Source organism: Aeribacillus pallidus, assembly GCF_050478865.1.
Classification (GTDB): domain Bacteria; phylum Bacillota; class Bacilli; order Bacillales; family JACDOC01; genus JACDOC01.
This window is the reverse complement of sequence record NZ_JBCNBW010000044.1, coordinates 15,602-28,111: the sequence shown is the minus strand read 5'-3', so window position 1 is coordinate 28,111 and position 12,510 is coordinate 15,602. Positions and strand designations below refer to the sequence as shown.

The 12,510-nt window shown below is 34.5% G+C and carries 8 protein-coding genes and 2 pseudogenes; 3 read left to right on the top strand and 7 right to left on the bottom strand.

Features of this window, described 5'->3' with window-relative positions; genetic code table 11:
• Nucleotides 1-19 precede the first annotated feature (19 nt).
• Complete coding sequence (locus ABES52_RS10745; protein ID WP_429651159.1) at nt 20-1,306, top strand: IS110 family RNA-guided transposase; 1,287 nt, start codon at nt 20-22, stop codon at nt 1,304-1,306.
• Between the two features lie 370 nt (nt 1,307-1,676).
• Here ABES52_RS10745 and ABES52_RS10740 read toward each other — a convergent pair whose 3' ends face one another.
• Nucleotides 1,677-1,979: a transposase gene (locus tag ABES52_RS10740; protein ID WP_429651158.1), complete on the bottom strand. Its 303-nt coding sequence runs from the start codon at nt 1,977-1,979 to the stop codon at nt 1,677-1,679.
• An 84-nt stretch (nt 1,980-2,063) separates the two neighbouring features.
• On the opposite strand from ABES52_RS10740, the pseudogene ABES52_RS10735 reads away from it, so the two are divergent.
• Nucleotides 2,064-2,750: pseudogene (locus ABES52_RS10735) on the top strand (IS3 family transposase); the annotation flags it as partial.
• Between the two features lie 134 nt (nt 2,751-2,884).
• Here ABES52_RS10735 and ABES52_RS10730 read toward each other — a convergent pair.
• From ABES52_RS10730 to ABES52_RS10720, 3 genes are read right to left on the bottom strand one after another with little or no spacing between them, the layout of a single operon-like run.
• Nucleotides 2,885-4,825 carry a DUF3732 domain-containing protein gene (locus ABES52_RS10730; RefSeq protein ID WP_429651157.1) on the bottom strand — a complete coding sequence of 647 codons (1,941 nt, stop codon included), beginning with the start codon at nt 4,823-4,825 and terminating at the stop codon, nt 2,885-2,887.
• 2 nt (nt 4,826-4,827) lie between these two features.
• On the bottom strand, nt 4,828-5,313 hold the full coding sequence (locus ABES52_RS10725; RefSeq protein WP_429651156.1) for a three component ABC system middle component: 486 nt from the start codon (nt 5,311-5,313) through the stop codon (nt 4,828-4,830).
• The gene (locus ABES52_RS10720) at nt 5,310-6,521 is read right to left on the bottom strand and encodes an ABC-three component system protein (RefSeq protein ID WP_429651155.1); all 1,212 of its coding nucleotides are present in this window, start codon (nt 6,519-6,521) and stop codon (nt 5,310-5,312) included. Before ABES52_RS10720 ends, ABES52_RS10725 begins: the two co-directional genes overlap by 4 nt.
• A gap of 170 nt (nt 6,522-6,691) precedes the next feature.
• Here ABES52_RS10720 and ABES52_RS10715 point away from each other — a divergent pair.
• Nucleotides 6,692-7,521, top strand: a pseudogene (locus ABES52_RS10715) (transposase).
• A 349-nt stretch (nt 7,522-7,870) separates the two neighbouring features.
• Here ABES52_RS10715 and ABES52_RS10710 read toward each other — a convergent pair.
• The 3 genes from ABES52_RS10710 to ABES52_RS10700 all read right to left on the bottom strand — a co-directional run bounded on the left by ABES52_RS10710 (nt 7,871) and on the right by ABES52_RS10700 (nt 12,508).
• Nucleotides 7,871-8,878, bottom strand: a complete 1,008-nt coding sequence (locus tag ABES52_RS10710) for a DUF262 domain-containing protein (protein WP_429651154.1) — start codon at nt 8,876-8,878, stop codon at nt 7,871-7,873.
• Entirely contained in the window at nt 8,856-9,476 is a 621-nt protein-coding gene (locus ABES52_RS10705; RefSeq protein WP_429651153.1) for a hypothetical protein, read from the bottom strand. Before ABES52_RS10705 ends, ABES52_RS10710 begins: the two co-directional genes overlap by 23 nt.
• 353 nt (nt 9,477-9,829) lie before the next feature.
• Nucleotides 9,830-12,508, bottom strand: coding sequence for a DEAD/DEAH box helicase (locus ABES52_RS10700; RefSeq protein ID WP_429651152.1), 2,679 nt, complete (start codon nt 12,506-12,508; stop codon nt 9,830-9,832).
• Nucleotides 12,509-12,510 lie beyond the last annotated feature (2 nt).

Genomic DNA, 12,510 nt, shown 5'->3' with positions numbered 1-12,510 from the left:
AGACCAAGGAGGACTCGATATGAATTATAACCGAAATTCGAAAATTAGACAAATCACTGAACAAACATTAATCATTGGCGTTGATATCGCGAAACACAAACAAGTGGCAAGAGCTCAAGATCATCGGGGAATAGACATATCAAAAGCCATTGTATTTGAAAACTCAAGAACAGGGTTTCAAACGTTTTTAAATTGGGCAAAAACGTTAATGAACCAACATGAAAAAAGAGATGTCATCGTAGGAATGGAGCCAACGGGACACTATTGGCTGAATCTTGCTTACTTCTTACAATCACATGACATCCTATGTGTCACTGTGAACCCGATGCATGTGAAACGAAGTAAAGAGCTGGATGACAACTCTCCTACGAAAAACGACGTGAAAGATGCGAAAGTCATTGCCCAACTCGTCAAGGATGGTAGATATTCCATCCCGATTCTTCCGGAAGGAGTTTACGCGGAATTACGTGAAGGCATGAAACTTCACGACATGGTGATGCAGGATCTATATGCGGTTCAAGCCCAAGTACACAATTGGCTGGACCGATATTTTCCTGAGTTTCTTACGGTTTTTAAAGATTGGACAGGGAAAGCAGCGCTGCAGCTTTTAAAATTGGGATATCTTCCAAAAGAAATTGCGAAGGTTTCATCCGAACAGCTTCTTTGGGAAGTCAAGAAAGTGGCCAAACGAGCCGTTGGAATGAAGCGAATCGAACAGTTTAAAGAGGCCGCCAAAGTCTCCATTGGACTTCAAACGGGTACTCAAATGGCCAAGGAAGAATTACGATATTTACTCGAGAAGTACGAGTATTTAATCCATCGTCTAGACGAACTGGAAAAGCAGTTAAGCGAAATGGTTCAAACGATTCCGGGGGCTAAAGAGATGTGTGACATCAAAGGAATCGGAGAAATGACGGTAGTTGGTTTTTTCGCTGAAGTGAGCGACCTCCGCCAATACCAGCATCCACGCCAAATCATCAAACTGGCGGGACTGAACCTAAAAAGAAATGAATCGGGGAAACATCGAGGAAAAACGACGATTAGTAAACGAGGGCGAAAACGACTGCGAGCCCTCTTATTTCGAGTGGTGATGCCCCTATCAGCGAAAAACCAAGCGTTTAAAGCCTTACATGAATACTATCGCACACGGCCAGATAACCCATTAACCGCTAAGCAGTCTCTTGTCGCTTTATGTAGTAAACTCATTCGAATCTTATTCACCATTGGTCAACGTCAAATTTCGTTCAGTGAAGAGAAAATGATACAAGATATTCCACACTTAAAGACATTACAGGAAGTCGCTTAATCTCAAACAATGTATTGAAGATAGACATCAGAAGCGCGGAGGAGTCGGTCGTAAATCCCCATTCGGGCATAGACCCAGCAAGTGAGCATATTCCGACCTCCACCTCATGGATAGGTTGAACGAAGGAATGTAGGAGCGAAGGACTCCGTGAGACATGGGAGGGTACACCGCCATGAGACGAGTGGAGATCCAAAGATGCGATCATAGGGAAAAGTCCTCCATTTTCAAAAAAATAGGATGATGGAGTTTGTTCCCCTACACCCTACCTATCCAAAAATTTATAAATATTGAATTTATATCCTTATTTCTGATGTCTACGAAACGTCGATGCTTATAAAAATCAAAGAAATTTAAAGAAAGAACGAGTAAATCAATATTTTATAGAGGGAGGGTTCTTCTTTTTTATCAAATCACGCAAAATCGCAATTTCTAAATCTTTTTCCCCTAATAGCTTCTTAAGCTGTTCGTTTTCCTCCTCCAGCCTTTTTACTTCAGCTGAAGAGGAAATAACCGTTTCTTCGCCTAGCTGTCCTTCTTCGTATGCCTTCACCCATCTTTGCACGAGATTCGGGCTAAGCTCGTATCTTCTAGCTACCAATGCTTTATTTCCAACTTCTAATGCTTCTTTCACTACTTGTAGCTTAAATTCCTTCGAATGTTTTCTTCGTTTCATGTACATCAAAAGCCCCCTTCATTTGGTCACTTCGATTATAAAAAACACCTTATCGAGTGTCCAAATTCATTAGGGGGCTAATGAGTTCATAAGTTACATCCGTACTTTGGATATAAACGCATGACAAGGGCATTATCCAGAGAAGGAATCGTTGTGAACCATAAGCGTGTGAGACACTTAATGAGAGAGTTAGGCATAAAATCGGTGATTCGCAAGAAACGACCTTTCTACGGACGAAGAGGTTCCGTAGTATTTCCTAACGTACTAAATCGTGAGTTTTATGCCGAGAATCCGTTCCAAAAGCTCGTAACGGATATTACTTATGTTCGTGTTGGAGACACTTTTGCTTACTTGTCTGCCGTTTTAGATTTATATAACAATGAGATTGTTGCGTGGGAGTTATCCGAAAGAAATGATCTTGAATTGGTATTGAATACACTGAAACAACTGGATGGGAAGCCGTTTGGCAAGAATGTTCTTCTTCATTCAGATCAAGGGTTCCAATACACAACAAAATCATATGAGAACCAGCTCAAAGAACTCAAGATTCAAGGAAGTCATTCTCGAAGGGGAAATTGCCATGATAATGCATGTATCGAATGTTTCTTCTCACATTGAAAGACAGAGAAGTTGTATTTAGTGCGCCCAAAAACGATAGAACAGGCTTATCAGGCTATTCAAGAGTATATTCATTTTTACAATCACAGTCGTTTTCAAGAAAAACTGAACGGCCTTTCCCCGATTGAATATCGAGAAAAGGCCGCAGCTTAATATACTCTTTTTTTTCATTGTCTACTTGACAGGGTTACGTGCATTTCTTTTATCTTATCGAACTTCGACAAAACTCGAGGAGTTACACTATTTCTAAGGTTCGATAGAGCTTTCTTACCCCATTCTTCATTTATCTAAGATACTTCATTAATCCAATCGGCTGGGATCAGCGCTTTATCTTCTCTCCATCTATGTTTAACAGCTGATTGATATTTTTTATCAGGCAAATCTGCGTGATCTAAAACAATTATTTGAAAATTCGGTGATAGCATATCACAAACATCAAATAACAATTTGAAAATACGATTAACTGCTTGTCTATCTTCATCATTAAGATTATTTATAAATTCTTTTTTATCCTCGTAATTTTCAGTAGGATAATATACCTGTGTTGGCTGGTCAATAATTAGAAAGTTAGGAATTGGACGGGATTTTTCAACAAAAAATTTATGTAAAGCTAAATGGCTTATTAAGTGATAAGCTAACCAGTTTTCTGCACTTCCCATCCGATTTAGCGGTATAGGCCTTTCAGAATTATCAACAACTACGGTTAATTTATTTAAATCTAGCCTAACTGGATTATTACTATGTTCTAATTTTAATTCATCTGACCATTTTGTCATATCTAAACTTAATCGGGATAATATTGAATCTATTTTTTCTTGGACCTTTTCTGCATCTATTTTTTTCTCTAATTCTTCAATCTCATTTTCCAGAACTCTAATATTTTCCCTTAATCCTGACAAGTTATCGTTTAGCTTTAAGCTATCTAACCATAAGCTAATCCTTCCTACAACGCGACTAATTTTAAGATATTTATCATTTAATGTCTGAGTAGCTTCATTTTGCAATATAAGATCTTTAATTTCAGCTTCTTTAATGCGTATCTTCATTTTTAACTCCGCTAACTCATCTTCAAGATTATTAATGTAATTTCTTATTTTTGTTTTTTCTTTTTCTGTTTTAGCTAAATTATTTTTAACCCTTCTTAAATTAGCGTATATTTTTTTTATTGGGTCATATGTCTTGTTTAATTGACTTGAACATAAAGGACATTTCTCAATTTCTTTTTCACTATCTTTAAACAAATTTATAGTTTCTAACCTTAATCTCTGATGTTCTAATTCTCCCATATAACCACTAACTTCATTTTCAAATACTTTAGCTGATTTTACTCTCTCTTTTTTTTCAAAATATTCTTTTTGCAATTTTCGAAGTTCATCTCTTAACAAATTTACTCGATCATTTTCAGGATAATCAAACTGTTTAGGGTCCCATTTTACAATCTCATTGAATTCTCTTATATATTCTTCTAATGAAACAGGATTCTTTTTATATTCATCAATTAATCCAACAGATTTTGCCTCTTCAAATAGAATAGTTGCTTTACTTATCCCTTCACCTTCAATCATTTCAGCTTCATTTAATTCTCTTTTTAATTTTCGAAGGATCGTGTTCTTCCTCTTAATTTCTTGTTTTATCGCAAGGTCATCTGCTCTTAATGCTCCCAAAAAATAAGGTAGTGTGTCTTTAATTGCAAAACTTAAAAAGGCGTCAGATTGACGATGAAATAAATTATTTTTTGACGCAACCTCTTCTTGTGCTTGCAAACAAAATAAAAGAGCATGTTTAATATTTGCCTCAATAGGTTCTCTAGTGTGTCCCTGAGGAGGAATATACAAGTTAGGTGAAATTCCAATTTGTTTAGTAAGTGTTTGAATTACAGCTTCAATTGTAGTATTAGGTTCCTTGATTTCTTTTGGAATAGATACAATATCTTGTTGTTTAATATATGCTCTATTAGTACTTTTTTGGTCTATTGGTGGATTTTCTCGTGCTATAAAAATTTGTCCATTTGGAAGTTGAAGCCTTATCCCAAACCATTTTACAGTTCTCCGAATTATTCCTTCAGCAATCCTACATTCATTACTACCGAAACAATACTCAATGATGTCAATTAGTGCAGATTTACCTCTCTTTGAAGCGCCAGTAACTATGTTAACAGAACCTAAATCAAAATCTAAAATTCTGCTTTTTCCACTATGACTATATAAAACAATATTTTTAATTTGCATTCCTAAGGTTTCACCCCTAACATAGCATAAATAGTTGTCTCGTCCCCTACACGAGCAAACCATCTCCCAATTATCTCAGCCGCATTAAAACAATCACTGATTTCACCATTTTTAAAACCTTTTGTTTTTTTTCGATATTTATTTAAATTAATATTTCCATCTTCGTTTATGTATATAGAATTTGTGTGTAATAAAAAAATTAACGTTTCATTAGAAATACTCACAAGTGATTTTATTCTATTAGGTAAATTAATTAATATTTCTTGGTTTTCTTGTAACCATACATGCATTTGTTTTCGTCGATTCTTTAAAATAGATTCTCTTGTGAATTTATGTAATACTAATGCTAAAACTAAATAAATTATTGATACAGGGAATGCAGAATTGGTGTACTTTTGATATTCACTTATACATCTTCTAAAAACTTCACCACAAAACGCAGGATTTAATAATATCTCTACCTCAATGGGCTTTTCTTCAAAAATCATGTTACTTCCTCCAAAAGTTCATTTAACAAATGTCTTAATCTATTTTTAAATTCTGCATGCCAGCCTACTTTCATTTCATTAGCTAAAATATGGTAACTACCTCTCATAATAAATGGCTCTGTACACTTTTCTCTTATATTTATTTCCATATCTTGAATAGTTTCATATAGATCTCTTCCATAAGAAATCAACTTCTCCTCAGTTTTATCTTCCTCAAAATCTAATTTTTCTAACATTGCTTCAAATTTTCTTTCCCATTCGTCAACTAAAGTCTTTTCATATTTTTTTAATTCGTCATCAAACAATAAATCGTTCCGAATCCATCTTGATCTCTGCTCATAGGCTTTAATATAATCACTGATAGCCTTTTGCACTCTCTTAGGACGTAACATAATTAGTTTAAGTTGTTCAATAAATATCCTTTTATCTTTACTTAAATCATCTTCAGACGGAATTTCAAAATCAATTTCATAAATAGGTAAATTATTTTTATGATATTGTTCGGTTATATCATTTAATTTATTAAGAACTTCCTCTTGAGTAATTGATAATACAGAAGGTCTTCTCTTCATGAGAAATTGTATTGTTTTTTCAAACCACCATCCTTCTAACCGATCCAATACTTCCTCTAGAAATTCTATTCTTGTACTTGTCTTTAATATTTTTTTAATTTTTTCTCTTGTATCAATAATATTAGGCGATCCATCTAATATTCTAATCGCTTTTACAAGTTGTCTCCTTTCTTCTCTTGTTAATGATAAAAACTCTTCATATGCTTTTTTGTTAGTTTCATTTGAATTTGAATTAGCCACTTCCTCTAATAATTCTAAAGCCTTATCTACATCTCTTTTTACAGTACCTTCTGGATACAATGTTTGCGCAATAATATTTTCGCTTGTAGCTTTAGATGTTGTTACTAATGTTAGAACAGTTTCGTTAGGGTTTATTTTCCCCTTTTTTAAAGCATCACACCAAACTCTAATTGTTCTCCATAAATCAGTTGATGTATCTGCAACAGAAGCATTTTTAGTTGTATGATGTTTTGTTTGAATAAGCTCTTTCGGTGTTCCATGTTCTTCAAAAGTTATATCATCTAAGCTTTCAATGGAAATAGAATAATCTAGCTCTTGTTCTAAAATAAGAAATAAGGCATATCGAACTTGGTAAAGATAACCTAACATTTGCGATGAAGCTGAATGTGTTGACATAATTCCCCTCCTTTCTACTAATCATTTAAAAAATATCAAATTCAAAACTATTTTTCTGTCGAAGTTTGTCATTTATAACAATTTGAACGTGTTGCAAAATGCATATAAAACTGGTAATCGGAAATAATATACAGTTAAAAAATAACACCTAAGGAGTGAACAAGATCATAATTACCAATTCTGTGTTTGAACATGCATTATTTTGACCAAATGTTCCTTCTCTCAGAGGAATTATTTCTATACATTGATCAACTTTCTTTTCTTGAGTCACCTTATATGATTGGACGATCGCCCTTATCTAAAAATCACTGATTAAATATTTCTTTGTTGAAAACATACTTCTCTATTGATTCCTTACGACAGTTGGTGAACATTCTACGTCGATTTGATGGTTTTTGTTGCATTTTGATGACTTCAAGGTATTCTCCATTGGTTGACATTTTCACGAACCAATAAGTAACTCCAAGAACATGGATTTTCTGCCTTTCATCATCAACTTTTAAACTACTTCAGTATTCAATCCCCGTACCACTCTTCGAAGTAGTCTCCACAACTGACAAACAAAGTGAGGAATATCGACTCGTTATCATTGGTTCAAAGAATACAAACTGCATCTTTAGACAACAATAAAAGGAATGATTTGATTTCATGTTTTCACCACAGTCAACAGAAATAACGCGGCAGTGATACCGGAATTACTTTCGCCTTTGCAAGACAGGGACATTGAGTTTGTGCTTGTTGATGTAACATATGACAGCAAAACCATTCGTAAAATGGGGACCAAGTCGAGTTCTTTTTTATTTCTCGGATTAACTGTCGCAACAGTGATGAACGAAAAAATATCTACGATTGTATGATTTCTTCTTGAAAATAAGATTTGATAAGTAAGTGGTTATTCCGCTGTCGAGGCACCATCGAACGGTTGGTTAATTAACTGAAGAATGATATTATGGAACAACTTCGATGGTATGGGTTTGATCGGTATTTGTTGCATATGTAAATTTGTATACTTATAGATAATTTTAAATTTTTATATTTTTATATTTTCTTTCTTGTCTTAACTATTTATTACTAGCTGACCTATGTTTTTCCAGTACAGGCCCTTGGAGTCCTGAGACTTTTAGAACAGATAAGAAAAGAAAAGGAACCAGAGCCATGTAGCCCTGATTCCTTAACATTAACAATTTATGCTGTCAACTTTTCGGATCGCAATTCACGAGCACTTGTGTGATAATAAAGTTTTTGCGTGTAATACACGGCTAAACTGCAAGAAAGACTTCTTCTAGCACTCACAACTTAACTTTATTTTATCCTAAGTATATTTCACTCTCTTCATTTTCTCCAATGTTTCATTCTATACATTGCATTAAGTATTTCCTGATTATACTACCCCTTAATATTCTACTACTACGATTATTTGTTCCCTGTAAAGTAGCATTATAATATTTATAGAAATCTGTATTAGGATCGGCTGAATCCTTTAATTTATCAATTGAAGTATAGAAATCATCTAAAACTTCCCTAGTCTTTTTGACGGATAGCTGCTTTTTATCTTTGAATAAAATCCTATGAATTTCTACAATCAGCGTAAATAAATCAGACTTTTTGAAGACACGGGAATTTTTATCAAATTCAAGCAACTCAATAAAGTCTAACACCTCAACAATCTGATTAAATACTATTTCCTTTTCAGGAAAGACATCATTGTACTTCTCTAAAAACTCTTCAAACAAGTTATCACGATTAAAATATGTAGAAAGAATTGTAATAAAAATTGTCAAACAAAACTTTATATCATTCATCCTTCTGATATCATTTGCACTAAATACATTATATTTTTCAAAAAAATTTTTTTCGGAGAGTGTCAATGAAATCTGCTTTAATTCACCGTCATATCTGGCATTATTAATTTCCATTGCATTTAAAGAGTAACTAGTAGAATTGATTCTTTGAAATACTTCTTTAATTTTGTCGATAGATATTGCACCTAAATCCCTCACAACAACTTCATATTCCAAAAATTTTAATTTATCTTCTTTAGACAAATCTTTATAAGCTGGAATACCTTTTTCAAGTACCAACTCATCCGATCCCTTGAAATATTGTTGTAAAGTAGTTATTCTTTGTTGTCCATCCACTAACAATTCAATACCTTCTGCGGTTTCTTCATCAACATCTCCTGCTGCAACATATATTTCTGGAAAAGGTAGACCCTCTAATACAGTTTTAATAAACGCATTCTTATGTTTATTTGTCCATACTAATCTTCTTTGGAAATCCGGTCTAGGAATTAAAGTTCCAGAATCTATAGCGTGTAATAAGACCCTTATTTTTCTATTTGTTGCTGACGTCTTCAAGAAACCCACTCTCCCTATAGATAATTTCTTTACATAAAGTTATACACTTTTTCTGGTATGACTCAAAAAAGAATCTTGAGTAATAAAGTCCAGCACTTATTTTATAAGGACCAAACTCTCCTGATGCAGTTAAATTTCTAAAAAAATCCCACCATTCTTGTGCTTCTGAAAAACGTTTAGCAGGAGGTAAAAGGTCTGGCCGAATCCATCCAGATAAAAGATAATTCTTAAACCTTTCCTCTTTCGGCCAATACTTAACCTCATTTTTATATAAATATACTGCCTTCCAAAAACGTTCGAATAATTCTTCTGAAACAATTGCTATATCTATATCAGAACTATCTCCAAATTGCCTGAATTGTTCATTTGGTTTAATTGTAAATCCCAATTTACCTGAACCAACCATGAATACATCTGTAGGATGTAAGCCAAAATGTTTAGATATTTTACTTTTTAGCAAAAAATATGTATCATTTGATATACAAACTGGGTCCATGTTGTGTTGGAAACATTTTTGAATAATCTCTTCTTCTTCTAACTCAAAAAGATCCCTTTTAAAGGCACCTATTCTTTCCTCTATTAACGAATACTCAATCATTTTATATTCTATCCCCCGCTATTCTTTAATAGAGTAACCTAAAAACTACTATAATAATTTGAATTTTTGTTTTGCAACAACCCATTCGACCACGGTACATTAAGATATGACTGTAGAAATAAAAAGTTTTGAAGTTCTTTATTACGACTTATATAGTAAATTAGCGATAAATAACTGAATATTCACAATATCTCTTGCTACATTCAAATAATATCGAATTGTCGTAAAAAATATTGTCGAATTCTGTCGTAAAAAACAAAAAACAGAAGCTAAAGCAGCTTCTGTTCATCCTGTCGACAAAGTCGACAAGCTGCGTAAAAGCGATCTTCTCATTTGTCATTCTTTAAAATCCACTAATTCTTCCTATACACCGCCTCTAATCCCTTAATCGTCTTGTTCGAATCTACATCATCATGTGGAATTAATAAGTATACCCATTCTTTTCCACCGTTTTCGAGGGCGTGCTTGGAAGCGTGTTGACACCATGTGATTGCAGCTTGCGCTTTCAGAGCAACTTCTCGGTCTTCTTCGATTTTATTAGTTGCTTTTATTTCGCATAAATACATTTTTTCATCTGTTTCAACAATGAAATCTGGGATGTATGCTTGTGTTTGATTATAGTAAATTTTGATATGATTTTGCGTTGGTTTCAGCCATTTTAAAACGGACGGATCGCTTTCACAAATTACCGCAAATTTTCGTTCAGCGTCGGATTCAAATTTTTGCGTTCGGTACAAACATTTCTTAAAGCCACCAAAACACATACTGCGAATCGCTGATTTATTTGCTACTGGCTGTCGGAAATCACGTACTTCCTCATTAACATCGACGGCTACGCTGCTGTTTTTTAATGTATCAAAACCAACTCGAACGATTGCCTCATAATTCGTTGGCTCTTCGTAATAATGCTCTTTCATCTGCGCATAAATCAATTGTGCTAAACGTTTTTGATTGTAAACAACTACATTTTTTACGTCATCTTCTGTTTTTAAATAACTGCGAAGATACGTAATCAATTGCTCCGATAGCTTATACAACAATTCAGCATGATCTTCATAGGAAACAGCTGGATAATCCATTAGATGAAAGACAAGATAATCTTCTAAGCGTTCTTCTGTTGTATTGATATCTTTTTTAATTTGCAATACTTCCCTTTGATGAGTACGCAAATGCTCAATCAAAATATTTTCAGCAACTGGTTGGAGTTTCGGAATCAAGCTACAATCTAAATCAAAATCGTGGTAGCCCCATGAAATTTCTCCGGTCGGTTGCAAAATAATTCGCGGAATTTCAATAGACAAATCAGGAAGTAACTCGACTGCTTTTGCAACCATTTCTTCAACCATTTTTTGAGGCTCTTCTTCAAATAAAGACAACTGAGATACCGTATAAGTTTCACTAACTTCATTAATAATTTGTTGTTGAACGGCAGGATCTTTTAATTGTTTAGAACTATATAACGTTTGTTGCTTTGAAATTGCTCTCACTACTGTTTCCGCAATATTTCTCTTGATTTCTAGTTTCTTTTCCTCTTCAGGAGTGATGGATTCCTTCATTCCCACTAACTCATCGATTAATGATGCTTCTACGTTCGACTCGATTGTGATTAATTTCTTTTCTGTCTGCGCAACATCACGACCAATGACAACCCCGCGACGAATAATGGAATTAGGATTATTCGCCTCATCAATAATTTCTTGGAATTTATCATGTGCAATAATCGTTAAACGATCGACTGCCGGTACACCTGTACGCTTTCCATATGGAAGACGGAGACCGCGACCAATGGACTGTTCCACTAACGTCTTTGAGTTGGCGGCACGAAGTGGAATAATCGTATACAAATTCGTTACGTCCCATCCCTCTTTTAACATGTTCACGTGAATGACAATTTCAACTTTGGAATTTGGATCTTCAAGCGCAAGCAATTCTTTAATTGTTTCATCCTTTTCTTCACCGCGTTGATTGGAATGAACGGTAATAACTTTTCCCTTATAACGCCCTTCAAAAAAGTCGTCACTTTCAATCATATTCATGAGCTCTTCAGCGTGATTCGTATCTTGGGCAACGACAAGAATAAATGGTTTCACTAATTTTACATTATTTTCCCGCGCGTATAACTCTAATTCCAATTTTGTTTCTTCATGGACGCGAATACCATCTTCCAGTTTTAAGCGTTCTAATTCACGTTCACGTTCATTAAACTTCGCAGGATTAAAGTTTTCTCTTGTAGCGACAGCCGGCTCTTTCACATAACCATCCTCCATTGCTTTATACAAAGGATAGCTATAAATCACATTTTTAAAAGGAATCGTCTTATTTCCGCTTTCCACTTGCGGTGTAGCTGTTAATTCTAAACCGAGAATCGGGTTTAATTCGTTAATTGCTTTGACCCCAGCTGATGCTCGATAACGATGCGCTTCATCCATTAATAAAACGAGATCAGGAAGGGATTTCAAATAATCGAAGTAACTTTCCCCTAAATATTCACTTAACCGTTTAATTCTTGGCGATTTTCCTCCTCTAACTTCGCTATTAATCTTAGATATGTTGAAGATGTTAATGTTTATAGCTACCGGATCAGCTAAAAAGATGGCTTGCTGATCATAGTTATCCCCTGTAATAATGTTCGGTTGTTTATTAGCAAACTCGGAAAGCCCCTTAAACACATATTTCGGTGTATTTGGCGTAAAATCTTGGATTAATTTTTCATAAATTGTTAAGTTAGGTGCTAAAACAAAGAAATTACGAATTCCTTTTGCAATATGTAAGTAAGCGATAAACGCTCCCATTAAACGTGTTTTTCCGACACCCGTTGCCAACGCAAAACAGAGCGAAGGAAATTCGCGTTCAAAATCGGTCACTGACGGGAATAACCCATTAACAGCCTCTAACTTTTCCTTCAAAGATTGGGGATCATTGTTTTTATTTAAGCCGAAGTGTTCAATCACTTCGGCAAGAATTTCAAGCGACTCTTTTTGCGGTTTTCGAAGGCTAAGCCGGGATGAAATAGCACTAACGATACGATTCATCT

What these genes read in the sequence shown, in the direction of transcription:
- ABES52_RS10730 (WP_429651157.1), bottom strand. Translation starts at nt 4,825, where the DNA reads ATGCAAATTAAAAATATTGTTTTATATAGTCATAGTGGAAAAAGCAGA.
- ABES52_RS10740 (WP_429651158.1), bottom strand. Translation starts at nt 1,979, where the DNA reads ATGAAACGAAGAAAACATTCGAAGGAATTTAAGCTACAAGTAGTGAAA.
- ABES52_RS10705 (WP_429651153.1), bottom strand. Translation starts at nt 9,476, where the DNA reads ATGATTGAGTATTCGTTAATAGAGGAAAGAATAGGTGCCTTTAAAAGG.
- ABES52_RS10700 (WP_429651152.1), bottom strand. Translation starts at nt 12,508, where the DNA reads ATGAATCGTATCGTTAGTGCTATTTCATCCCGGCTTAGCCTTCGAAAA.
- ABES52_RS10745 (WP_429651159.1), top strand. Translation starts at nt 20, where the DNA reads ATGAATTATAACCGAAATTCGAAAATTAGACAAATCACTGAACAAACA.
- ABES52_RS10725 (WP_429651156.1), bottom strand. Translation starts at nt 5,313, where the DNA reads ATGATTTTTGAAGAAAAGCCCATTGAGGTAGAGATATTATTAAATCCT.
- ABES52_RS10720 (WP_429651155.1), bottom strand. Translation starts at nt 6,521, where the DNA reads ATGTCAACACATTCAGCTTCATCGCAAATGTTAGGTTATCTTTACCAA.